The 23,661-nt window shown below is 63.0% G+C and carries 20 protein-coding genes, 2 tRNA genes and 1 pseudogene; 4 read left to right on the top strand and 19 right to left on the bottom strand.

What is annotated here, in order from left to right:
* Positions 1 to 29 precede the first annotated feature (29 nt).
* The 6 genes from rplI to rnr all read right to left on the bottom strand — a co-directional run bounded on the left by rplI (position 30) and on the right by rnr (position 5,714).
* Complete coding sequence (rplI, locus tag B9A31_RS03285; RefSeq protein ID WP_003249568.1) at positions 30 to 476, bottom strand: 50S ribosomal protein L9; 447 nt, start codon at positions 474 to 476, stop codon at positions 30 to 32.
* A 20-nt stretch (positions 477 to 496) separates the two neighbouring features.
* Positions 497 to 1,360 (bottom strand): hypothetical protein, encoded by an 864-nt coding sequence (locus B9A31_RS03280; protein ID WP_019098921.1) that lies wholly within the window; start codon positions 1,358 to 1,360, stop codon positions 497 to 499.
* 33 nt (positions 1,361 to 1,393) lie between these two features.
* The gene (gene rpsR, locus B9A31_RS03275; protein ID WP_003249563.1) at positions 1,394 to 1,624 is read right to left on the bottom strand and encodes a 30S ribosomal protein S18; all 231 of its coding nucleotides are present in this window, start codon (positions 1,622 to 1,624) and stop codon (positions 1,394 to 1,396) included.
* A gap of 28 nt (positions 1,625 to 1,652) precedes the next feature.
* A complete protein-coding gene (rpsF, locus tag B9A31_RS03270) occupies positions 1,653 to 2,078 on the bottom strand; it encodes a 30S ribosomal protein S6 (RefSeq protein ID WP_003249557.1) in 426 nt (141 codons plus the stop codon).
* Positions 2,079 to 2,385: 307 nt separating this feature from the next.
* Positions 2,386 to 3,132, bottom strand: a complete 747-nt coding sequence (gene rlmB / locus B9A31_RS03265; protein WP_016712311.1) for a 23S rRNA (guanosine(2251)-2'-O)-methyltransferase RlmB — start codon at positions 3,130 to 3,132, stop codon at positions 2,386 to 2,388.
* The gene (gene rnr, locus B9A31_RS03260; RefSeq protein ID WP_084296654.1) at positions 3,129 to 5,714 is read right to left on the bottom strand and encodes a ribonuclease R; all 2,586 of its coding nucleotides are present in this window, start codon (positions 5,712 to 5,714) and stop codon (positions 3,129 to 3,131) included. The genes rlmB and rnr overlap by 4 nt, the downstream gene beginning before the upstream one ends.
* A 271-nt stretch (positions 5,715 to 5,985) precedes the next feature.
* Between rnr and B9A31_RS03255 the strand changes: the two genes are divergently transcribed.
* From B9A31_RS03255 to B9A31_RS03240, 4 genes are all read left to right on the top strand, one after another.
* Positions 5,986 to 6,072, top strand: a tRNA-Leu gene (locus B9A31_RS03255).
* An 87-nt stretch (positions 6,073 to 6,159) separates the two neighbouring features.
* Positions 6,160 to 6,246: transfer RNA gene (locus B9A31_RS03250), tRNA-Leu, on the top strand.
* Positions 6,247 to 6,520: 274 nt separating this feature from the next.
* Complete coding sequence (locus tag B9A31_RS03245) at positions 6,521 to 7,534, top strand: extracellular solute-binding protein (RefSeq protein WP_025752435.1); 1,014 nt, start codon at positions 6,521 to 6,523, stop codon at positions 7,532 to 7,534.
* Positions 7,534 to 9,099 (top strand): ABC transporter permease, encoded by a 1,566-nt coding sequence (locus tag B9A31_RS03240; RefSeq protein WP_025752433.1) that lies wholly within the window; start codon positions 7,534 to 7,536, stop codon positions 9,097 to 9,099. Before B9A31_RS03245 ends, B9A31_RS03240 begins: the two co-directional genes overlap by 1 nt.
* A gap of 109 nt (positions 9,100 to 9,208) precedes the next feature.
* Here B9A31_RS03240 and B9A31_RS27660 read toward each other — a convergent pair whose 3' ends face one another.
* The 13 genes and pseudogenes from B9A31_RS27660 to B9A31_RS03180 form a co-directional block, all read right to left on the bottom strand.
* Positions 9,209 to 9,913, bottom strand: coding sequence for a methyl-accepting chemotaxis protein (locus tag B9A31_RS27660; RefSeq protein WP_371058791.1), 705 nt, complete (start codon positions 9,911 to 9,913; stop codon positions 9,209 to 9,211).
* Between the two features lie 201 nt (positions 9,914 to 10,114).
* Positions 10,115 to 10,327: pseudogene (locus tag B9A31_RS27655) on the bottom strand (methyl-accepting chemotaxis protein); the annotation flags it as partial.
* Positions 10,328 to 11,339: 1,012 nt separating this feature from the next.
* Complete coding sequence (locus tag B9A31_RS03230; RefSeq protein ID WP_016712316.1) at positions 11,340 to 12,632, bottom strand: adenylosuccinate synthase; 1,293 nt, start codon at positions 12,630 to 12,632, stop codon at positions 11,340 to 11,342.
* A 56-nt stretch (positions 12,633 to 12,688) separates the two neighbouring features.
* Positions 12,689 to 13,876 carry an ATP phosphoribosyltransferase regulatory subunit gene (locus tag B9A31_RS03225; RefSeq protein WP_019097352.1) on the bottom strand — a complete coding sequence of 396 codons (1,188 nt, stop codon included), beginning with the start codon at positions 13,874 to 13,876 and terminating at the stop codon, positions 12,689 to 12,691.
* Positions 13,877 to 14,177: 301 nt separating this feature from the next.
* The gene (hflC, locus tag B9A31_RS03220; protein WP_012274454.1) at positions 14,178 to 15,047 is read right to left on the bottom strand and encodes a protease modulator HflC; all 870 of its coding nucleotides are present in this window, start codon (positions 15,045 to 15,047) and stop codon (positions 14,178 to 14,180) included.
* Positions 15,047 to 16,228 carry an FtsH protease activity modulator HflK gene (gene hflK / locus B9A31_RS03215; protein WP_016712318.1) on the bottom strand — a complete coding sequence of 394 codons (1,182 nt, stop codon included), beginning with the start codon at positions 16,226 to 16,228 and terminating at the stop codon, positions 15,047 to 15,049. The genes hflC and hflK overlap by 1 nt, the downstream gene beginning before the upstream one ends.
* 96 nt (positions 16,229 to 16,324) lie before the next feature.
* Complete coding sequence (gene hflX / locus B9A31_RS03210; protein WP_016712319.1) at positions 16,325 to 17,626, bottom strand: ribosome rescue GTPase HflX; 1,302 nt, start codon at positions 17,624 to 17,626, stop codon at positions 16,325 to 16,327.
* 12 nt (positions 17,627 to 17,638) lie between these two features.
* On the bottom strand, positions 17,639 to 17,899 hold the full coding sequence (gene hfq, locus B9A31_RS03205; protein WP_003258160.1) for an RNA chaperone Hfq: 261 nt from the start codon (positions 17,897 to 17,899) through the stop codon (positions 17,639 to 17,641).
* A gap of 94 nt (positions 17,900 to 17,993) precedes the next feature.
* Positions 17,994 to 18,965: a tRNA (adenosine(37)-N6)-dimethylallyltransferase MiaA gene (miaA, locus tag B9A31_RS03200; RefSeq protein ID WP_019097353.1), complete on the bottom strand. Its 972-nt coding sequence runs from the start codon at positions 18,963 to 18,965 to the stop codon at positions 17,994 to 17,996.
* Position 18,966: 1 nt separating this feature from the next.
* Entirely contained in the window at positions 18,967 to 20,865 is a 1,899-nt protein-coding gene (mutL, locus tag B9A31_RS03195; RefSeq protein ID WP_019097354.1) for a DNA mismatch repair endonuclease MutL, read from the bottom strand.
* Entirely contained in the window at positions 20,862 to 22,292 is a 1,431-nt protein-coding gene (locus B9A31_RS03190; protein ID WP_016712322.1) for an N-acetylmuramoyl-L-alanine amidase, read from the bottom strand. Before B9A31_RS03190 ends, mutL begins: the two co-directional genes overlap by 4 nt.
* Before the next feature lie 11 nt (positions 22,293 to 22,303).
* Positions 22,304 to 22,777 (bottom strand): tRNA (adenosine(37)-N6)-threonylcarbamoyltransferase complex ATPase subunit type 1 TsaE, encoded by a 474-nt coding sequence (gene tsaE / locus B9A31_RS03185; RefSeq protein ID WP_016712323.1) that lies wholly within the window; start codon positions 22,775 to 22,777, stop codon positions 22,304 to 22,306.
* Positions 22,765 to 23,625, bottom strand: a complete 861-nt coding sequence (locus B9A31_RS03180; RefSeq protein ID WP_025752418.1) for an NAD(P)H-hydrate dehydratase — start codon at positions 23,623 to 23,625, stop codon at positions 22,765 to 22,767. The genes tsaE and B9A31_RS03180 overlap by 13 nt, the downstream gene beginning before the upstream one ends.
* Between the last annotated feature and the right edge of the window lie 36 nt (positions 23,626 to 23,661).

Here is a 23,661-nt window from a genome sequence, read left to right as displayed (position 1 = left end):
CTCGCAAGGAGCCAGCCAGTCAGCGCAGCTTAGGCAGCTACGACAACCACGCGTACGGTGGCTTCAACGTCGCTGTGCAGGTGCACGGCTACGTCGTATTCGCCAACCTGACGGATGGTGCCGTTCGGCAGACGAACTTCAGCTTTGGCCACTTCAACGCCGGAGGCGGTCAGGGCGTCAGCGATGTCGTGGGTGCCGATCGAACCGAACAGCTTGCCTTCGTCGCCAGCGGTGGCAGTGATGGTCACTTCCAGCTCGGCCAGTTGGGCAGCGCGGCTTTCAGCCGAAGCTTTCTTGTCAGCGGCTGCTTTTTCCAGCTCGGCGCGACGCTCTTCGAACGCAGCCAGGTTGGCGGCGTTGGCAACGGTGGCCTTGCCGAATGGCAGCAGGAAGTTACGGCCGTAACCAGCCTTAACTTTTACTTTGTCGCCCAGGTTGCCCAGGTTAGCGACTTTTTCCAGCAGGATCAGTTCCATTTGGTAAAACCTCTTAACTTTTAACCTTCACCGTTCGCGGAGTCATTCCCCTTGGGGGACTTGCGACCGCGAAAATCAATCAGGCTGTCGACAATGGCCAAAACCACCAGCAACGGATAAATCAGCTGCATGATCAGCGGCAGCGTCACGTACATGCCCACCAGCCAGAAACCGGCCAGTCGGCCCTGTGCCACCAGCCCGTGCATCAAGGCGATGCCGGCCAGCACCAGAACCAGGCTGGAAGCCGATGCCAGGATGATGAACTGCGGGCCGATAAACGGCGCCACCACCATCACTGCCACCAAGACCGCCATGGTCTGTTTCGGCAACTTCAGTTCGCGAAACTCGCGACCGAAGCCTCCAGGGTTGTACAACGCTGCCTGCCAGTAGCGCGCCAGCATTAACGCCAACACACTGAACAATTGCACCGTCACTGCTGTGGAAGCGACCAGCACAGGGCGGATCAGCTCACCGGAGAGCACCGGTTGCCCTTCGATTTTGGGCATGGCCTCGGCAAACGCCTTGGCCAGCACATCGAAGGTTTGCGCCAGCGCCAGATCAAGCACGAGGCTAAACGCCACGGCGAACACGGCACTGGCCAGCAACACCCGGCTCCAGGGATGCTCGGCACGCAGCATGGCGGCCAGGGCCAGGGCACCCGCAATCACCAGAAAGGTGATGGGATCGCCCATGACCCACACGGCCAGCCCGGCCAGCAGGCCGCCGGCGATGACCGTTGTAGCATCCTTGAACCCACGCCGCAGCAGCACAAGGCTGCTGGCAGCGGCACTCAACCAGAACAGCAGCGGCAGTACCGCGCTGATGACCACCACCAGGGTGGCCTGCACACGACCGCGCATGATGAAACTTGCTAACGCTCGCATGCTAATCCCTTACTGCTTGTCGACGACCCGGTCTCAGCGGCCGTGGCTGTCGGTGTAGGGCAGCAGGGCCAGGAAGCGGGCGCGCTTGATAGCGGTAGCCAGCTGACGCTGATAACGAGCTTTGGTACCGGTGATACGGCTTGGAACGATCTTGCCGGTTTCGGATACGTAAGCTTTCAGGGTGTTGAGATCTTTGAAGTCGATCTCTTTCACGTCTTCAGCAGTGAAGCGGCAGAATTTACGACGACGGAAGAAACGTGCCATTTAATAGGCTCCTCTAAAGGTCCGTGGATTACTCGTCAGCGTTATCGCTGGAGTCGCTGTCATTGCTGTCGTCGCCTTCGGCGGAGTCAGCATGCTCAGGACGCTCGCGACGCTCACGGCGCTCGCTGCGGTTCTCTTCAGCCTTCAGCATCTCGGACTGGCCGGTAACGGCTTCGTCGCGACGGATGACCAGGTTACGGATAACGGCATCGTTGTAGCGGAAGTTGTCTTCCAGCTCGGCCAGGGCCTTGCCGGTGCACTCAACGTTCAGCATCACGTAGTGAGCCTTGTGAACATTGTTGATTGCGTAGGCCAGTTGACGACGGCCCCAGTCTTCCAGGCGGTGGATTTTGCCACCATCTTCTTCGATCAGCTTGGTGTAACGCTCAACCATGCCGCCGACTTGTTCGCTCTGGTCCGGGTGAACCAGGAAGATGATTTCGTAATGACGCATGAATGCTCCTTACGGGTTAGTAGTCTGCCAGGAAATCTGGTCAGACAAGGAGTGAATGACACTGTATGTCTTGCACGGAGGGGAGGCACATGAGCGCCTGCCAGCTCGGCAAGGGGCGCAATTGTAGAGAAGGCGGGGCGGACAAGCAAGGAGGCTGGTGAATATTTGAACAGTCTGAAACATATTCTCAGGCTACCGGCCCTTTCGCGGGTAAAACCGGTCCCGCAGGGATCCCACAGCCTTGAAGACAGTGAAAATCCTGTGGGAGCGGGTTTACCCGCGAAGAGGCCGGAACAGGCTTACGCGATCAGCGCTTGGCTTGCCGCTGGCGCACCGCTTCGAACAGGCAAACCCCGGTCGCCACCGAAACGTTCAGGCTGCTGACGCTGCCACCCATCGGCAACTTCACCAAAAAGTCGCAATGTTCGCGGGTCAACCGGCGCATGCCCTTGCCTTCCGCGCCCATGATCATCACCAGTGGCCCGGTCAGGTCCTGCTGGTAGATCTCCTGCTCGGCCTCGCCGGCAGTGCCCACCACCCACAGGCCACGCTGCTGCAGCTTCTCCAGCGTCCGCGCCAGGTTGGTCACGGCCACCAGCGGGATCACCTCTGCCGCACCGCAGGCCACCTTGCGCACAACCGGCGTCAGGGTGGCCGACTTGTCCTTGGGCACGATCACAGCCGTGGCACCGGCCGCATCGGCCGTGCGCAGGCACGCGCCGAGGTTATGCGGGTCGGTCACACCGTCCAGCACCAGGATCAGCGGCGGCGTTTCGGTGCGCTCAAGCAACTCTTCGAGCATCAACTCGCCCCACACCTGGCTTGGGCTGACCTCGGCGACCACGCCCTGGTGCACGCCCTCTACCCAGGCATCCAGCTCACGGCGTTCAGCCTGGCCGACCGGCACGCGGTTCTCCGCTGCCAGCGCCAGCAAGGTTTCCAGGCGTGGCTCGCTGCGCCCTTCCGACAGCCAGATCTGCTTGACGCGCTTCGGATGGTGCTTCAGCAATGCCTGCACGGCGTGCACGCCGTAGATCTTTTCCAGCTGACTCATGACTTGCTCTTGCTCTTGCGTGGCGCACCGGACTTCGGCGGGCCTTTACGGTGCTTGGTCGGCTTGCCGGAGCCGGAGGCCTTGCCACCTTTGTCCGACTTGCTGCTGGCATGGCCGCCACTGCGTGCCTCGCTCATCAGCGCCTTTTTCATTTCGCGGCTCTTGCGCACTTCGGCGTTACGCTGCACGGCGTCTTTCGGGAAGTACGCCTCGGCGGTTTCGCTCTTGCGGCTACGCGGTTTAGGCGTGGCTTTCGCTTCGGTTACCGGCTGCTGTTCAACCTTGTCGGCTGCTGACGCGGCGCCGCGCTGCTTGCGGCCGATCGGTGCGGCGAGGGTTTTTTCCGACACCTCGAAGTCGATCTTGCGCTCGTCCAGGTCCACACGCATGACCTTCACTTCAATGGTGTCGCCCAGGCGGAAGCTGCGCCCGGTGCGCTCGCCCGACAGACGGTGGTGCACAGGGTCGAAGTGGTAGTAGTCGCCCGGCAGCGCACTGACGTGCACCAGGCCCTCTACGTAAATGTCGGTCAGCTCGACGAACAGGCCGAAACCGGTCACGGCGGTGATCACACCCGGGAAGGTCTCGCCCACGCGATCCTTCATGAACTCGCACTTGAGCCAGTTCACCACGTCACGGGTAGCTTCGTCGGCCCGACGCTCGGTCATCGAGCACTGCTCGCCGAGCTGCTCCAGGGTGTTCTCGTCGTACGGGTAGATACGCGCCTTGGGAATGGTCATGGCGCCAGCACGCTTGACGTGCGGGGTATCGACCTTGGAACGGATGATGCTGCGGATGGCGCGGTGCACCAGCAGGTCCGGGTAACGGCGGATCGGCGAGGTAAAGTGGGTGTACGCCTCGTAGTTCAGGCCGAAGTGGCCATTGTTCTCGGTGCTGTACACGGCCTGGCTCAGCGAACGCAGCATCACGGTCTGGATCAGGTGGAAGTCCGGGCGCCCGGCGATGCTCGCCAGCAGGGCCTGGTAATCCTTCGGTGAAGGGTCCTTGCCTTTGTGCAGGCTCAGGCCCAGCTCACCGAGGAAGGCGCGCAGCTTTTCCAGGCGCTCCGGCGGCGGGCCGTCGTGCACGCGGTACAGGGCTGGCACGCCGTGCTTTTGCAGGAACTCGGCGGTGGCCACGTTGGCCGCCAGCATGCATTCCTCGATCAGCTTGTGGGCATCGTTGCGCACGGTCGGGCGGATTTCCGCGATCTTGCGCTGGTCGCCGAAGATGATGCGGGTTTCCTGCGTTTCGAAGTCGATGGCGCCACGGGTGTGACGGGCATCCACCAGCACCTTGTACAGGTTGTACAGGTTCTTAAGGTCCGGTACGACTTCCTTGTATTCCTCGCGCAGCGCCTTGCCTTCGCGGGTGCGGGCGTGCTCGAGCATGCTGCTGACCTTGTTGTAGGTCAGGCGGGCGTGGGAGTGGATAACGCCTTCGTAGAACTGGTAGTCGACCATTTGGCCGGCTTTGTTCATGGTCATTTCACAGACCATGGCCAGACGGTCGACGTGCGGGTTCAGCGAGCACAGGCCGTTGGACAGCTCTTCGGGAAGCATCGGCACTACACGCTCGGGGAAGTACACCGAGTTGCCGCGCTGCTGAGCCTCGACGTCCAGGGCCGAGCCCAGGCGAACGTAGCTGGACACGTCGGCAATCGCCACATACAGGCGCCAGCCACCGGAGAACAGGCGCAGCTTGCCCAGCGGTTCGCAGTAGACGGCGTCGTCGAAGTCCCGAGCATCCTCACCGTCGATGGTGACGAACGGCAGGTGGCGCAGGTCGACGCGCTTCTCTTTGTCCTTCTCTTCGACTTCGGAGCGGAACTTGCGCGCTTCCTTGACGACAGCATCAGGCCAGACGTGCGGAATGTCGTAGCTGCGCAAGGCAACGTCGATTTCCATGCCCGGTGCCATGTAGTTGCCGATGACCTCGACCACGTCGCCTTGCGGCTGGAAGCGCGGGGTTGGCCAGTGGGTGATCTTGATCTCGACGAACTGACCGATCTTCGCGCCGCCGTTACGCCCGGCGGTTACTAGCACTTCCTGCTGGATCTTCGGGTTGTCCGGGGTTACGTAGCCAATGCCACCTTCTTCGAAGTAACGGCCGACCACGCTTTCGTGGGCACGGGAGATGACCTCGACGAGCGCACCTTCGCGGCGGCCACGGCGGTCGACGCCAGAGACACGGGCCAGGCCGCGGTCACCGTCGAACACCAGGCGCATCTGCGACGGGCTGAGGAACAGGTCTTCGCTGCCGTCATCGGGAATAAGGAAGCCGAAGCCATCGCGGTGGCCGGAGACGCGACCACAGATCAGGTCCAGCTTGTCTACCGGGGCATAAGTGCCACGCCGGGTATAGATAAGCTGGCCGTCGCGCTCCATGGCACGCAGGCGGCGGCGCAGGGCTTCGATCTGGTCTTCTTCGTACAGACCGAACTCGGCCGCCAGCTCCTCACGCGCGGCCGGTTCGCCACGGTCGGCGAGGCGCTGCAGGATCAGCTCACGGCTGGGGATAGGGTTGTCGTATTTTTCCGCTTCGCGAGCGGCCTCGGGATCGAGGGATTGCCAATCGGCCATCAGAAGGGGTTCACCTTGGGGTATATAGATATGAATTCTGGCATAGGCGTATTGAAACCGGAAATGTCAGCCTTGGACAGCCCCACCGGCGCTTCCGGCGAACAGGAATAGGCCTGCGGAATCAACAAGTTGAATTTTTTGAAATTTTTTTCGCTTGGGGGGTTTACAGCCCCCCGGACCGTCCGTATAGTGCGCACCACAACGACGGACAACCCCGAAGTTGTAGTAGAGATGAACGACGCTGTAAAGCATCAAGTAACCTCGAATGTGTGCCCAGGTGGCGGAATTGGTAGACGCGCTGGTTTCAGGTATCAGTGGCTTAACGGCCGTGGAAGTTCGAGTCTTCTCCTGGGCACCAAATATTTTCAAGTAATAGATGACCAAGGATCTGTTACTGCTGTGTGAAGCTGACAATAGTCGCCTTCTGCAGATGATGTAAAGCTTTGCCCAGGTGGCGGAATTGGTAGACGCGCTGGTTTCAGGTATCAGTGACTTAACGGTCGTGGAAGTTCGAGTCTTCTCCTGGGCACCATACAAAAACCCACTAGCTTGCTAGTGGGTTTTTTCTTGCCTGCGTTTTTTGTATCCCTCCTCTTTCGGTCATAGGTGCAAACCTGTGCCGCCCTCTTGGCGGGCACGCCCGCTCCCACAGAATCATCACAGGCCTTCCGGGTAGTGAAATACCTGACACCTTCAGACTGTTACACCTTGGTCTGACCATGAATTTCTCGTCACCCGGCCACTTGAGAAACGATTTCGTTTACCATTGTTTCCAAATATGTAGCCGTAAGCGAGGAAGTACCCGCATGACGATCCGCCCGCAACCGCTGATGCGTACCTTGGCCGCCACCGTGCTGAGCCTGGTCATCGGCGCTCCGGCCGCCATGGCAGACGCACCGGTCACCCTGACCATGTACAACGGTCAGCACAAGGAAATCGGCGAAGCCATCGCCAAGGCCTACGAGGCCAAGACCGGCATCCACATCGATATCCGCAAGGGCAGCAGCAACCAGCTGGCCAGCCAGATCATCGAGGAGGGCGACCGTTCGCCAGCCGACCTCATCTACACCGAAGAGTCCCCGCCCCTGAACAACCTGGGCGAACTGGGCCTGCTGGCGAAGATCGACGACGCCACCGCGAACATGGTGCCCAAGGAGTATGTGGGCGCCAACGGCACCTGGATGGGCATCACCGCGCGCACGCGCATCGTGGTGTACAACCCGAAGAAGGTCGATGAAAAAGACCTGCCGACCACAGTGATGGACTTCGCCAACCCTGAGTGGGAAGGCCGCGTCGGCTACGTACCCACCAGCGGTGCATTCCAGGAGCAGGCCGTGGCCATCCTGAAGATGCATGGTCGTGAAGCCACCGAAGAATGGCTGACCGGCCTGAAAGCCTTCGGCAAAACCTACACCAACAACATGGTCGCCCTCAAAGCCGTGGAAAAAGGTGAAGTGGCTGCGGTACTGGTGAACAACTACTACTGGTACGCACTTGAGCGCGAACGCGGCAAGCTCGACACCAAGCTCTACTACCTGGCAGATGGCGATGCCGGCAACCTGGTGACCATCTCTGGCGCCGCTGTGGTCAAGGCCAGCAAGCACCCGAAAGAAGCCCAGGCACTGCTCAACTGGATGGCCAGCGAAGAAGGCCAACGTGTGATCACCCAGACCACCGCCGAGTACCCGCTGCACAAGGGCATGGTTTCCGACCGGGGCCTGAAGCCGTTCGAGGACCTGCGCCCGCCGAAAATCTCGCCAGCCGACCTGGGCAATGCCGAGGAAGCCATCGAGCTTGAACGCGAGGTCGGCCTGCTCTGATGACCGCCGCCCTGTCCGAGCCGGCGCCGGTACGCTTCGTACCGCGCCGCAAGCGCCCCTCCATCTGGGTGGTGCTGCCTGTGCTGTTTCTGGTGGCGATGAGCTTGCTGCCGCTGCTGTATGTCGCCATCAAAGCCTGGGAAGCCGGCTGGCGTGAAGCCTTGCACCTGCTGTGGCGCCCCTTTGTCTGGGGGCTGATGCGCAATACCCTGATGCTGATGGTCGGGGTGACATTGGCCTGCATGGTGGTCGGGCTGGCCCTGGCCTGGCTGCTGGAGCGCAGCAACCTGGCTGGCCGCCGGCTGTGGGGCGTGGTGCTTTGCCTGCCCTTCGCTGTGCCGTCGTTCGTCAGCAGTTTCACCTGGGTGTCGCTGAGCTCGGACTTCGAAGGGCTGGGCGGGGCCATCCTGGTCATGGCCCTGTCCAAGTACCCATTGGTGTTCCTGCCGGTGGCCGCCACCCTGCGCAACCTCGACACCTCGCTGGAGGAGTCGGCGCGCACCCTGGGTTGTAGCCGCTGGGGCGTGTTCATCAAGGTCACCTTGCCGCTGCTGTGGCCCTCGATGCTCGGCGGAGCGCTGCTGATCGCCCTGCACATGCTGGTGGAGTTCGGTGCGTTGTCGATCCTCGGCCTGCAGACCTTCACCACGGCGATCTACCAGCAGTTCGAACTGGAATTCAGCAATGCCAACGCGGCCATGCTGTCTGCCGTGCTGTTGGCGATGTGCCTGGTGATGCTGTGGCTGGAATTGCGTGTACGTGGCAAAGCCCGCCATGTGCGCATCGGCCAGGGCGTGGCACGCCGCGCGCAGCCCGTGCGACTGCGTGGCTGGGCCGTACCGGCGCAGCTACTCTGCGTGGCCCTGGCAGTGCTGGGCAGCGGTATCCCACTGGCCATGCTCGGCTACTGGCTGAGCGTGGGTTCGTCGGCAGCCTTCCCGGTGGGAGCCATCTCCAAGGCGCTGTTCACCTCGCTGTCGGTGTCGCTTGGCGGTGCCGGTTTCTGTGTGCTGCTGGCGCTACCGATCAGCTTCCTGGTGGTGCGCTACAAAGGCCGTCTGGCGATCTGGGCCGAGCGCTTGCCGTACCTGCTGCACGCCCTGCCCGGCCTGGTGATTGCACTGACCTTGGTGTTCTTCGCCCTGCACTATGTGCCGGCGCTGTACCAGACCACGGCGTTGCTGCTGCTGGCTTATGCGCTGCTGTTCCTGCCATTGGCGCAGTCACCGGTGCGCACTGCGTTGAACAAGGCCTCGCCATCACTGGAGGAAGCCGCGCGCACCTTGGGTGCCAGCAGCTTCACGGCATTCTGCCGGGTGACCTTGCCGATCATCTTCCCGGCCATGGCGGCAGCGTTTGCGCTGGTGTTTCTGGATGCCATGAAAGAACTGACAGCTACCCTGCTGCTCAGCCCGACCGGGATGACCACCCTGGCTACCGAGGTGTGGGCGCATACGGCCAACGTCGAGTTCGCGGCGGCGGCGCCCTATGCAGCCTTGCTGATCGTGGTGTCAGGCCTGCCGGTTTATCTGCTGACCACGCGGATGTACCTGAACAAGGCATAAACCTCGCAGCCCTCATCGCCGGCAAGCCAGCTCCCACAGGTACAGCACCGCCCTCAAGGCCTGTGTAATACCTGCGGGAGCGGGCACGCCCGCTCCCACAAAGCCCGGGTTACGCCCTGAACTGACCCAGGCTCGCCCGCAACTGCGCAGCCAGGTCATCCAGCACCTTGCTGCTGGCCGTGGTCTGCATCACTACTTCGGCCGACCGCTCGGCCTGGGCATGGATAGTCTCCACCCGACCACGCACCGCCTGCGCCCCGCTCGCCTGCTGCTCGGCCGCACGGGTAGCCAGGCCGATAGCTGCGTGAACCTGCTCCACCGCCGCCTGCACAGACTGCTGACGGCGCTCGTTGTCACGCAGCACCAGCAGCCCTTCGCTGGCCTTCAGACCGGCCTGGCTGATCGTCGCCACGGCCTCCTTGGCGCCCTTCTGCAGCGCAGCGATATGCGCCTGGATATCCCCCGTGGAGCTTTGCGTCTTGCTCGCCAACGCCCGCACCTCATCAGCCACCACGGCAAAGCCGCGCCCGGTCTCACCGGCCCGGGCCGCTTCGATGGCCGCATTCAACGCCAGCAGGTTGGTCTGCTCGGCGATGCCGTGGATCACCGTCAGCACTACTTCGATCTGCTCACTCTGCTTGGCCAGGCGCTCGATCACCTGAGAGCCCGTCTCTACCTGGCCAGCCAGGTTTTCGATCAGCCCTGCGAGCTGGGTCGAGGTGCGGCTGTTTTCATCGGTGGCCTGGCGGATATCCACCACCTGTTTCAATGCTGCCTGCATCGCATGGCTTTCGGCCTGGGCTTCATCGGCCATGCTCGAAAGGTCACGCAGGCTGGCCGCCACTTCGTCACGCTGCAGCGCAGCAGCAGCATCGGCACCGGCATTACGCTGGGCCATCGCGCCAATTTCCACACCGGTACGCTGGGCGACCTCGCCCGCCTCGCGCACGATCGGTTGCAACTTGTCGACAAAGCGGTTCACGGCCGAAGCCATGTCGCCGATCTCGTCCCGGCTGTCGAGTGGCACACGCTTGGTCAGGTCGCCCTCGCCTGCCGCCAGGTCGTCAAGGGCAGCAATCAGCAGGCGCAGCTTGCTCAGCACACGACGACCAAGCACCACGGCCACCACCAGCAACACGCCCAGGCCAACCAGCACCAGGCCCAGACCAATGCGCCAGCGCAGCTCGCCGGCAGCATCGCGAACGGTTTGCGCGGTGTTGGCCTGCATGGCAGCAGCACTGCCCTGTGCTTTTTCCAGCCGTTCACGCAGGGTTTTGCCGCTGTCCGCGGCAGCACCGACCAGGCTGTCGCCTACCAGTTGCTCGCCACTGGCGATCAGTGCCGCGAAGCGCTGATCGAGCGCCTTCAGTTCCTGCTCGATACCCGCTGTGGAAACCCCCATCACTACCTTGCCGATTTCGGCGCCATTGGGGCTGATCGAAGCCTCGACGAAATAAACGGCAGGATCGCGCCGAGCTGCATCGATCACTTTGTCCAGCGCTCGCTCGCCCTGGCCTTTTTCCATCAACGCCTGGTTGATCGGGTTTTGCCGGTTCAGATAGCGGGTGAGGTGCTGGCCCTGGGCGTCGTCGTACACCACGAACAGCACGTTGGGATTGCGCTGGGCACGCCGTGCAAAGTCTGAGAGCACCGGCACATCGTTGTCCCAGATGGCACGCGGGGCAACCGAGGCCAGCAGCTCTGCCATATCGTTGGCGGAGTCCTTCAGGTTCTTTTCCAGGGTGCTACGCAGTTGCTGCTGTTCGCTTTGCAGGCGTGCCGACAACCCTGCACTCAGGCGCTGACGGGTACTGCTGGACAGACTGTCCAGGCCCGAGCGCACATCTTGCCCGGCTTGCTCCAGTTCGCCGGCCAACTGACGGCTGTCATTGCCCAGGCGTTCGCCAAGGTCGGCCTCCAGGGCAGTGACCGTGCTTCGGGTAAGCGCAACGGCAACCAGCACCTGCACCAAAAGAGCGATACCAAGGGCAACAAACACAGGCCGCAAAAGGCGGCTTCGTAACAGTGAGAGGATGGCAGACACGGTGTAACCCTCGTGTTTTCTGGCGCCACTATTTTGATGGCATCTACAGAAACTTCTTACAGCAAGGGTTGTGCCGGAGACAGCAGGCATAAACGCCAAGGTTCAGCCAGGTGGTAAGCTGCTTTCGCTCGGCGCAGAAATGAAAACGCCGCAGCCCCTTTCAGGGCCACGGCGTCAGATCAGCCTGGAGGGCAGATCAGGCGAACGGATGGCGCAGCACGATGGTCTCGTTGCGGTCCGGGCCGGTAGAAATGATGTCGATCGGCGCGCCGATCAGGTCTTCGATGCGCTTGATGTAGGCGCGAGCGTTGGCCGGCAGCTCTTCCAGGGTTTTAACGCCCACGGTCGACTCGCTCCAGCCTGGCATCTCTTCGTACACCGGCTCCAGGCCGATGTAGCTGTCGGCATCGGACGGCGCGTCGATGACAGCACCGTTCTCGTTCTTGTAGCCAACGCAGATGTTGATGGTTTCCAGGCCGTCCAGTACGTCCAGCTTGGTCAGGCAGATGCCCGAGATGCTGTTGACGTCGATGGCGCGACGCAGGATCACGGCATCGAACCAGCCGCAACGACGGGCACGGCCAGTGGTGGAACCGAACTCGTGGCCACGCTTGGCCAGGGTAGCGCCGGTTTCGTCGAACAGTTCGGTCGGGAACGGACCGGAACCTACGCGAGTGGTGTAGGCCTTGGTAATACCCAGGATGTAGTCCAGGTACATCGGGCCAACACCGGAGCCGGTGGAGATACCGCCAGCGGTGGTGTTGGAGCTGGTGACGTACGGGTAGGTACCGTGGTCGATGTCCAGCAGCGAGCCCTGGGCACCTTCGAACATGATGTCCTTGCCAGCGCGGCGCAGGTTGTGCAGTTCGGCGGTGACGTCCAGCATCATCGGCTTGAGCTGTTCAGCGTAGGCCATGCACTCGTCCAGGGTTTGCTGGAAGTCGATGGCCGGCTCTTTGTAGTAGTTCACCAGCTGGAAGTTGTGGTAGTCCAGCAGCTCACCCAGCTTGGCCGCGAAACGCTCGCGGTGGAACAGGTCGCCTACGCGCAGGCCGCGGCGCGCAACCTTGTCTTCGTAGGCAGGGCCGATGCCACGGCCGGTGGTGCCGATCTTGGCTTCGCCACGGGCTTTTTCGCGGGCCTGGTCCAGGGCCACGTGGTACGACAGGATCAGCGGCGCAGCCGGGGAGATGCGCAGGCGCTCGCGCACCGGTACGCCCTTCTCTTCCAGCTTGGTGATTTCACGCATCAGGGCATCCGGGGCAACGACCACGCCGTTGCCGATCAGGCACTGTACGCCTTCACGCAGGATGCCGGACGGAATCAGGTGCAGAACGGTCTTTTCACCGTTGATCACCAGGGTGTGACCCGCGTTGTGGCCACCCTGGTAGCGCACTACGGCGGCAGCATGTTCGGTCAGCAGATCGACGATCTTGCCTTTGCCCTCATCACCCCACTGGGTGCCCAGGACGACGACATTCTTACCCATTACATTGGTCCTCATTCACGCAAACTTGGTTGCCGGCCTGTTGCCGACGCAGAAACTCACTGGGCCAGCGGCAGAACCTGCCAGCGCCCGTCTTGCTGAATCAATTGCCGATCACAATCCGCCTCGAGAGCAGCACTCAACGGCTGGCCAGGCAGGGCCTGGACCACACGCTGGCCCTCGCTGCGCAACTGGCAGACTTGCTGCCAGAGGGCCGCATCACCACTGTCCGGCATCCAGATGCCGCCCGCTGGCAATACGACCTCCGCTCGCCCCAGTGTGACCAGGGTCTTCAAATCCGTGGAGAAACCGGTGGCCGGGCGCGCCCGGCCAAAGTCGGCGCCGATGTCGTCGTAACGCCCGCCCTGGGCGATCGACTGACCTTCGCCCGGTACGAACACGGCGAACACCACGCCCGTGTGATAGTGGTAACCGCGCAATTCGCCGAGGTCGAAGTACAGCGGCAGGTCCGGGTAGCGCGACGCCAGGCGGTCAGCGATCGCCAGCAGGTCGTCCAGCGCGGCCAGCACGCTGGCCGGGGCACGGCCCAGGCGCACGCGGGCTTCGGCCAGCACTTCACGGCCACCGCACAGCTCGACCAGGGCGCGCAGCATGTTGCCCAGGTCTTTCGGCAGGTCGGCGGTCAGCGCCTGCACTTCATCGACAGCCTTGCGTTGCATGGCGTCGAACAGCTGCTGCTCCACCGCACCGGACAGGCCGGCGGCACGGGCCAGGCCACGGTAGATACCAACGTGGCCCAGGTCCATGTGCACATCCGGCACATCGGCCAGCTGCAGCGTGGCGAGCATCAGGCTGATGACTTCGACATCACTGGTAGGGCTGGCATCGCCGTAAAGCTCGGCACCCAGCTGGATCGGGCTGCGCGAGGTCGACAGTGCACGCGGCTGGGCGTGCAGCACGCTACCGGCATAGCACAGGCGGCTCGGGCCTTCACGGCGCAGGGTGTGGGCGTCGATGCGCGCCACCTGCGGAGTGAAGTCGGCGCGGAAGCCCATCAGGCGGCCGGACTGTGGGTCCACCACCTTGAAGGTGCGCTGATCCAGGTCCTGGCCGGCGCCGGTGAGCAGCGACTCCAGGTACTCGATATGCGGGGTGACGACCAGTTCGTAGCCCCAACTCTGGAACAGGTCCAACACCTGGCGGCGCGCGATCTCGATGCGCGCAGCTTCAGGTGGCAGTACTTCCTCGATGCCATCTGGCAGCAGCCAGCGGTCTACCGTTGCCATTACGCCATTTCCCCTCTGGTCCGGGCGGCTTGCCAGCAGGCGAGCCGTCAGTAAAGCCGGTATCGCGCACAGCAGCGGGCAGCACTGATCCCAGCGCAGCCACCGTACCCGATACCCTCGAATTGCCTTGCGAGCTGACCAAACCGTCAACTGGCGCGTTGCCAATCAACCTTGCAGACGCAAAAAAGCCGGGAAATTTCCCGGCTGCCTCATCATACACCCCTTTTCATTCAGGATGCACCCCGCCTGGTGTTTTAGCTGCCAGGCGGGGCGCCGCTGCATGAAAATCAGGGCCTGAGCATCACGGCTTGCTCTTGTCCAGGTAACGGAAGAATTCGTTCTTCGGGTCCAGGACCAGCACGTCGCTCTTGCTCGAGAAGCTCTCGCGGTATGCCTGCAGGCTACGGTGGAACGCATAGAAATCAGCGTCCTGGCTGTAGGCCTTGGCATAGATGGCGGCCGCCTGAGCGTCGCCGTCACCACGGGTTTCTTCTGCTTCGCGGTAGGCCTCGGCCAGCAGCACACGGCGCTGACGGTCGGCGTCGGCACGAATACCTTCAGCCAGCTCGTTACCCTTGGCACGGTGCTCGCGCGCTTCACGCTCACGCTCTGTGCTCATGCGGTCGAACACGCTGCGGTTGACTTCCTTCGGCAGGTCGATGGCCTTGACGCGCACGTCGACCACTTCAATGCCCAGCTCCTTGTTGGCCATGCGGTTCAATGATGCAGTGATGTCAGCCATCAGTGCGTCACGCTCACCGGAAACCACCTCGTGCAGGGTACGTTTACCGAACTGGTCGCGCAGGCCGCTTTCCAGACGACGCGACAGACGCTCGTCGGCGATCTGCTTCATGCCGGACGTGGCGGTGTAGAAGCGCTCCGCATCCTTGACGCGCCACTTGGCGTAGGCGTCGACCATCACCGCTTTCTTCTCCAGGGTCAGGAACCGCTGGGTCGGGGCGTCGAGGGTCATGAGGCGGGCGTCGAACTTGCGCACCTGGTTCACGTACGGGATCTTCACGTGCAGGCCCGGCTGAACATCTGCCTGGACCACCTTACCGAAGCGCAGCAGTACCGCACGCTCGGTCTGGGACACGATGTAGAAGCTGTTCCAGGCCACGATGGCGAGAACCACGGCGGCGATCAGGGCGATCAGCGATCTATTGCTCATCAGCGGCTCTCCCTAGTACGCAGCGGCTGCTGTTGCTGTTGCAGGTCCTGCGCCGCACGGGCGGCCGCATCGTTGACCGATGGCGACACGCTGGTGGTTGGCGCGGACGGGTTGCGGCTGCCTTCGACCATCTTGTCCAGTGGCAGGTAGAGCAGGTTGTTCTGCCCGTCCTTGGTCGCCACCATGACCTTGCTCGAATTGCTGTAGACCTCTTGCATGGTCTCCAGGTACAGACGCTGACGGGTCACGTCAGGTGCCTTGTGGTACTCGGCGACCAGCTTGGTGAAGCGGTCGGCCTCACCCTTGGCCCGGGCAATGACTTCGTCGCGGTAACCGTTGGCGTCCTCGATGATGCGCTGGGCCTGACCACGGGCTTCCGGCACCACGCCATTGGCGTAGGACTCGGCCTGGTTGCGGGCACGCTGCTCGTCTTCGCGGGCACGGATCACGTCGTCGAAGGCTTCCTGCACTTCACGCGGGGCCGCCGCGCTCTGTACGTTGACCTGGGTGACGGTGATACCGGTACGGTAGTTGTCGAGGAAGCGCTGCAGGCGCTCGCGGATATCCACGGCCATCTGCTCACGGCCTTCGGTGAGCACCTGATCCATCGAGGTGGAACCCACCACGTGGCGCAGGGCACTGTCGGTCGCGTGCTGCAGGCTTACCTCAGGCTGGTCGACGTTGAGCACGAAGTCCTGCAGGTTGCTGATCTTGTACTGGACGGTCAGCGGAACCTCGACGATGTTCTCGTCTTCGGTCAGCATCTGGCCCTGCTTGGTGTAGGCACGCTCACGCGTGACGTTTTCCATGTACTTGCGATCGATCGGCGGGAAGTAGATGTTCAGGCCGGGACCGACCGTCTCATAGTACTTGCCGAAGCGCAGCACCACAGCCTGCTCCTGCTCGTCGACCACGTACACGGCGCTGTACAGCCAGATGGCAGCCAGCACCGCCAAGCCAATGCCCAGCAGGCCAAGGCCACCGCCCTTGCCGACATTGCGGTCACCGCCGCCACGTTTCTTGCCACTGCCGAACATGCCATTCAGGCTGTCCTGCAATTTGCGGAAGGCCTCGTCCAGATCCGGCGGACCTTTCTTGTCACCACCACCGCCACCGCCACCACGGCGGCCGCCCCAGGGATCCTGATTGTTCGAGTTGCCACCCGGCTCGTTCCAAGCCATAGCGCTCTCCATCTGATAAAGCAAAGACGCGCCCACGGCGCGCCGTCCAATGCTACAGAATGCCTGTCACTGCTGCCCGGCGACCTCGACGAGCATTTATTGCAAAGTGTGTTGCTCGACAAACACTTGCGGCTCCATGCCTTCGCGGCTGACCAGGCGATTCAGTTCGACCATGGGCAGTCGCACGCTCAGCAGGCTGCGCCCCTCTTCATCATGCTCTTCACTCTGCACGGCACCCAAGGCAAAGAATTGCGCGCGCAAACGGGCAAAACGCTGCTCCAGGCACAGGGTACCGACAAACAGATCATCCCCCAGCAACTCGGCAATTGCCTGGCCGACCAGCTCCAGGCCACGCCCATCGCGTGCCGATACCCAGACCCGTTCCGGCTTGCCATCGGCGTTGCGCTGGATCTGCGGCTCGACATCTTCGAGCAAGTCGAGTTTGTTATACACCTCGAGGATCGGCAAGCCTTCGGCACCAATCTCGCCCAACACAGCCAGCACCTGCTCGATCTGTTCCATGCGCTCAGGCTCATGGGCGTCGATCACATGCAGCAACAGGTCGGAGTTGCTCGACTCTTCGAGCGTAGCCCGAAATGCCTCGACCAGCTTGTGCGGCAGGTGGCGAATGAAGCCCACGGTGTCGGCCAGCACGATCGGCCCCAGGTCGTTCAGCTCAAGCCGGCGCAAGGTCGGGTCGAGCGTGGCGAACAACTGGTCTGCGGCGTACACCTCGGATTCGGTCAGGGCGTTGAACAGCGTGGACTTGCCGGCGTTGGTGTAACCCACCAGCGACACCGACGGGATGTCTGCGCGCTTGCGCCCACGGCGCGCCTGCTCGCGCTGGCTGCGTACCTTTTCCAGGCGTGACTTGATCTGGCGTATGCGCACCCGCAACAGGCGGCGGTCGGTTTCCAGCTGGGTTTCACCCGGGCCGCGCAGGCCGATACCACCCTTTTGTCGCTCAAGGTGGGTCCAGCCGCGCACCAGCCGCGTGCTCATGTGCTCCAGCTGGGCCAGTTCGACCTGCAGCTTGCCTTCATGGGTACGCGCCCGTTGGGCGAAGATATCGAGGATCAGCCCGGTACGGTCGAGCACACGACACTCGAACACACGTTCAAGGTTGCGCTCCTGACTGGGCGTGAGGGTGTGATTGAAAATCACCAGGTCTACCTGCTCGGCATGGACCAGGTCGTGCAATTCCTCGACCTTGCCACTGCCAATCAGGTATTTGGCGGAAGGCTGATGCCTTGACACCGTGACCAACGAGACGATGTCGGCACCGGCCGACAATGCCAACTCCTGAAACTCCTGCGGGTCTTCGCGCGCCTCAGGGTTCTGACCTTCCAAGTGAACGAGCAATGCCCGCTCACCACCACCGTGGCGCTCAAAGAACAATGCAGGCTCCTATCAGGCGTTGCCTGGCTCGCTGTCGCCGTGTTCGGAATCGGACGGGCTTGGCAGGCGAACCGGACGGGCAGGCACGACAGTCGAAATGGCGTGCTTGTAGACCATCTGGCTGACGGTGTTTTTCAGCAGTACCACGAACTGGTCGAAGGATTCGATCGAGCCCTGCAGCTTGATGCCGTTGACCAGGTAGATGGATACCGGGACCTTTTCTTTTCTCAAGGTGTTCAAGTAAGGGTCTTGTAGCGAATGCCCTTTTGACATATGCCGCACTCCTGTAAGGATAAATAATAGAAAATCAATAAAATCGATAAATTAGGCCGCCCCTTCGCAAGAATAGACGGCAATCAGCAGGGACTCAGCTCAATATGGAGATGGCCCCAAGGTATTTCAAGGTGCGGGACAGATTGTCGCAGGCCAGGCTGTCAAGCCAGTGTACGTCAGGCCAGCCACGCAACCAGGTGAACTGCCGCTTGGCCAGCTGCCTGGTTGCAATGATACCGCGTTCACGCATCTCATTCTCAGTCAGCTTGCCATCCAGGTAATCCCAGACCTGCCGATACCCCACTGCCCGTATAGACGGCAGCCCGGCGTGCAAGTCACTTCTGGCTCGCAGCGATCGGACCTCGTCAACGAAGCCCTGTTCCAGCATCTGCGAAAATCGTAACGCAATTCGCTGATGCAAAATGTGACGATCTGTAGGAGCAATCGCCAAACTGGCGACAGTATAGGGCAAATGTCCGTCAGCGCCTGCGTCTGCGCCGCGACTTTCCGCGAATTGACGTTGGCGATGAGCCGTCATGCTCTCGCCACTCACCCGGTACACTTCCAGCGCCCGGATCAGTCGCTGCGGGTCATTGGGGTGGATGCGCGCCGCTGACACCGGGTCAACCTCGGCCAGCTGGCGGTGCAACTCGGCCAGGCCCAGCGCTTCGGCCTGAGCCTCCAGCTCGGCGCGCACGGCAGCGTCTGCCGCCGGCATGTCTGCCAAGCCATCGATCAACGCCTTGTAGTAGAGCATGGTGCCGCCCACCAGCAGCGGTATCTTGCCGCGTGCAGTGATCTCGGCCATGGCCTCCAGGGCGTCAGCACGGAACTGCGCGGCCGAATAGCTCTCGGCCGGGTCGCGGATGTCGATCAGCCGGTGCGGGTGGGCAGCGAGGATTTCTTTCGGCGGTTTAGCCGAGCCGATGTCCATACCGCGATAGACCAGCGCCGAATCGACGCTGATCAGCTCGCAAGGCAGCACTTGGGTCAGCTCGATAGCCAGGTCGGTCTTGCCGGCCGCCGTAGGGCCCATCAGGAATATTGCAGGGGGCTTGCCGCTCATTTCATCGACCGCGCAGGAAGAGTTTGTCCAGGTCGTCCAGGCCCATCTGGGTCCATGTGGGACGGCCATGGTTGCACTGGCCGCTGCGCTCGGTGTTTTCCATGTCGCGCAGCAGGGCGTTCATCTCGGGAATGGCCAGGCGCCGGTTGGCGCGCACGGCGCCGTGGCAGGCCATGGTGCCGAGCAGTTCGTTGAGGTGCGCCTGGATACGGTCGCTGGTGCCGTACTCCATCAGGTCGGCGAGCACATCCTGCACCAGCCGGTTGGCCTGCGCCTGCTTGAGCAAGGCCGGGATCTGGCGGATCGCCAGGGTCTCCGGGCCCAAGCGCTGAAGCTCGAAGCCCAGGCGCTGGAACCACTGCGCGTGTTCTTCGGCGCAGTCCGCTTCGCGCTGGCTCAGGGCCAGGGTTTCAGGCACCAGCAGCGGTTGCCCGCTCAGGCCTTCGCTGGCCATGGCCACCTTCAGGCGCTCGTACATGATGCGCTCGTGGGCGGCGTGCATGTCCACCAGCACCAGGCCAACGGCGTTCTCAGCGAGGATGTAGATGCCCTTGAGCTGCGCCAGCGCGTAGCCCAGCGGGGGAATGTCACCCTGGCTTTCGGGAAGGGCCGTTGCCGGCGCCGCACCGTTTTCCAACGGCTTGTAAAACTCGCGATACACCGCCTGCGCTTCGGCAGCCGGCACCGGCTGTGAGGGGCGTGGGGTGTACTGATACTGGTAGCCCGCACCACTGCCGCCATTGGAGAACGACTGCTGCGGGGCACGAGGCTGCTCAAGCACCGGCGAAGCCAGGCGCATTTCGCCCTGCGGGCCGAACTCACCGGCCTGCGGGCCAGTGGGACGGACCACCTCAGGCACGGCGGCAGGCGCGGCCAGCTGGTCTTCCGGGCGCACATCGGCCAGGGCACGGTGCAGGGTGCCATACAGGAAATCATGCACCGAACGCCCTTCGCGGAAGCGCACTTCGTGCTTGGTCGGGTGCACGTTGACGTCGACGCCGTTGGGCTCCAACTCCAGGAACAGCACGAAGGTCGGGTGCCGGCCATTGAACAGCACGTCGCGGTAGGCCTGGCGCACGGCGTGGGCGACCAGCTTGTCACGCACTGCGCGGCCATTGACGAAGAAGTATTGCAAGTCTGCCTGGCTGCGCGAGAAGGTCGGCAGGCCGACCCAGCCCCACAGGCGCAGGCCGTTGCGCTCGACGTCGATCGGCAGCGCCTGCTCCATGAAGCCCGGGCCGCAGATGGCACCTACCCGCCGGGCACGCGCTGTTTCGTCGTGAGCCTCATGCAGGCTGAGGATGCTCTTGCCGTTATGCCGCAGGTGGAAGCCGACATCGAAACGTGCCAGCGCCAGCCTGCGGATCACTTCCTGCAAGTGATCGAATTCGGTTTTCTCGGCCTTGAGGAACTTGCGCCGCGCCGGGGTATTGAAGAACAGGTCGCGCACTTCCACCGAAGTTCCCACCGGATGCGCCGCCGGCTGTACGCGCGGGAGCATGTCACGGCCTTCGGTTTCCACCTGCCAGGCCTCGGTAGCGCTGGCGGTACGCGACGTCAGGGTCAGCCGCGCCACGGAGCTGATCGAAGCCAGCGCCTCGCCACGGAAACCCAGGCTCAACACCCCTTCGAGGTCTTCCAGCTCGCGGATCTTGCTGGTGGCATGGCGGGCCAGGGCCAGCGGCAGGTCATCGGCAGAAATGCCGCTGCCATCGTCGCGCACCTTCAGCAGCTTGACGCCGCCCTGCTCCACTTCCACGTCTATGCGTCGGGCACCGGAGTCCAGGCTGTTTTCCAGCAGTTCCTTGGCGACCGAGGCCGGCCGCTCGACAACCTCGCCAGCGGCAATCTGGTTGGCCAGCCGCGGGCTGAGCAGCTGAATGCGCGAACCGCCACTCATTGCGAGGCCAATGTAGTAGCAGGGATGTCGAGGCGCTGGCCGACCTTCAGCTCATCGGTCTTGAGGCTGTTGGTGCTGCGCAGGCTGGCCACGCTCACCTGGTAGCGCACGGCGAGCATCGCCAGGGTTTCGCCAGGGCGTACCGTGTGCTCACGCGGGCCGGCGGCAATCTTGCCGGTGTCACGCAGCCAGGCGATATAAGTGCCAGGCGGCGGGTTTTGCTGGAAATACTGGCGCACACCGGTGTGGATCGAGCGGGCCAACGCCTGCTGGTGGCTGGCGGTGGCCAGCTTGGCGGCTTCGTTGTTGTTCGAGATAAAACCGGTTTCAACGAGAATCGATGGAATGTCCGGCGATTTCAGCACCATGAAGCCGGCCTGTTCCACGCGCTGTTTGTGCAGCGAGGTGACGCGGCCCATGTTGCCCAGCACCTTCTGCCCCACGTTGAGGCTGGAACTGAGGGTGGCGGTCATCGACAGGTCCAGCAGCACGCCAGCGAGCATGCGGTCCTTGTCATCCAGGCTGACGTTACCGGCCCCCCCGATCAGGTCGGAACGGTTTTCCGTATCGGCCAGCCAGCGCGCGGTCTCGGAGGTAGCGCCACGGTCAGACAGGGCGAACACCGAGGCACCAAAGGCGGCGCGTGACGGTGCCGCGTCGGCATGGATCGAGATGAACAGGTCGGCGCCCTTCTTGCGGGCGATTTCCGTGCGCTTGCGCAGCGGAATGAAGTAGTCGCCAGTGCGGGTCAGCTCGGCACGGAAGCCTTTTTCGCTGTTGATCTGGCGCTGCAGCTCTTTGGCGATCTGCAGCACGATGTCTTTTTCGTGCTGGCCGCGCGAGCCGGAGGCCCCCGGGTCTTCGCCGCCGTGGCCGGCGTCGATGGCCACCACGATGTCACGCTTGCCGCTCGGTACCGGTGGCAGCTTGATGGCGGGCTGGGCCGGGCTTACCGGCACGGCAGGCGTGGTCGCAGGCGTCTGCACCGGCGCCGGGGCCGGAGGCGGCGCGCTGGCCGCAATGGCGTCGGCTTCCTGGTCGTACAGGTCGACCACCAGGCGGTTGCCGTACTGGGCATTCGGCGCCAGGGTGAAGCTTTTCGGGGTGACCGACTTTTTCAGGTCGACCACCACGCGCAGGTCGGTCGGGGTACGCTGGGCCGAACGCACGCTGCTGATCGGCGTGTTGGAGGTGGCCACGTTCAACGGCGCGGCCAGGGTCGCACCATTGATGTCGATAACCAGGCGGTCCGGCGCGCTCAGGGTGAAGACGCTGTGCTGCACGGGGCCAGACAGGTCGAAGACCAGCCGCGTGTTGTCTGGCGCGCGCCACAGGCGCACGCTCTTGACTTGAGTGACGGCCAGAGCGTCAACGGTCACCGTTGTCAGCAGCAGACCAACGATGGCGACCAGTGCGCGTATGCGCATACCTACCCCACTTACTGTTTATAGTGTTTGGCCAGTGCCACGCACCAGGCCTCGCCGCGAGCCCCCTGCGGCGAAAGGATCAGCGAGCGTCCGCCCGCTTGGGGGCTTATGGTAATGGTCAGGTCAGGCTTTGGCAAAACGCCCGCACCCTTTTGTGGCCACTCGAACAGGCACAGCGGGTCGCCCTCGAAATAGTCACGAATCCCCATGAACTCCAGCTCCTCCGGATCGACCAGGCGATACAGGTCGAAGTGGAATGCTCGGACCTCACCGATCTCGTAGGGTTCGACCACGGTGAAGGTCGGGCTTTTCACTGCCCCCGTATGGCCCAGGCCGCGGATCAGCCCTCGGGAAAGCGTAGTCTTGCCAGCGCCCAGGTCGCCTTCAAGAAAGATCACGCCGCGACCGCCGGTCACCTCGGCCAGTGCTGCGCCAAATTTGACCGTGGCGTCTTCATCGGCCAGAAACAGGGTTATGCCAGACACGCAGAATGCTCCTCCAACAACGTTCGAATGACCGGCGCCAGATCACTGGCCGCCAGGCCTCTACCTTTTACACCCAGCCGCTCGCCCGCACAGGCGTGCAGCCACACCCCCAGCCCGGCGGCCTGCCAGGCGTCCAGGCCCTGGGCCAGCAACGCCGACAGCACACCGGTCAGCACATCGCCAAAGCCGGCACCGGCCATGGCCGGATGGCCACGCTCGCACAGCATCAACTGCCCGGCAGGGTCGGCCACCAGGGTACCGGCCCCTTTCAGCACGCAGACGCTGTTATACCGTCGCGCCAGCTTGCGCGCAGCACCCGGGCGGTCGGCCTGCACCGCCTCGGTGGAAATGCCCAGCAACCGCGCCGCCTCGCCCGGGTGCGGGGTGAGGATGCTGCCACTGGGCAGGGCCAGTGGGGTACGTGCCAGCAAATTCAGGGCATCGGCGTCCCACACCTGCGGCCGCTCGGCATTGGCCACCGCCGACAGCAAGCTGCGGCCCCATGCCGCCTGCCCCAACCCCGGGCCGACCACCAGCACCGAGGCTCGCTCCAGCACACCCATCAACTGATTGGCCGAACTGACGCCCAGGCACATTACCTCGGGCAAACGCGCCAGGCTGGCCGAGACATGTTCGGGCCGGGTTGCCACGCTGACCAGCCCGGCACCGCACCGCAGCGCGGCTTCGGCGCTGAGCAGCACGGCGCCGCCGGTGCCAAGGTCACCGCCGACCACCAGGACATGGCCAAAGTCGCCCTTATGGGCATGCGCATGCCGGGCCGCCAGGTGCGTGACGGTCACGCTGCTGAGCAGTTGAGGGGCATGGCTGGGGTGTTTAGTCTGCGGCATGGGGTCAAAGGCTCCAATGTCTGGCAGAATTATACG

The organism is Pseudomonas sp. URIL14HWK12:I5, from assembly GCF_900176445.1.
GTDB classification, from domain to species: Bacteria; Pseudomonadota; Gammaproteobacteria; order Pseudomonadales; family Pseudomonadaceae; genus Aquipseudomonas; species Aquipseudomonas monteilii.
Note: the sequence above shows the minus strand (reverse complement) of the source record. Positions and strands in the feature narration are given on the sequence as shown.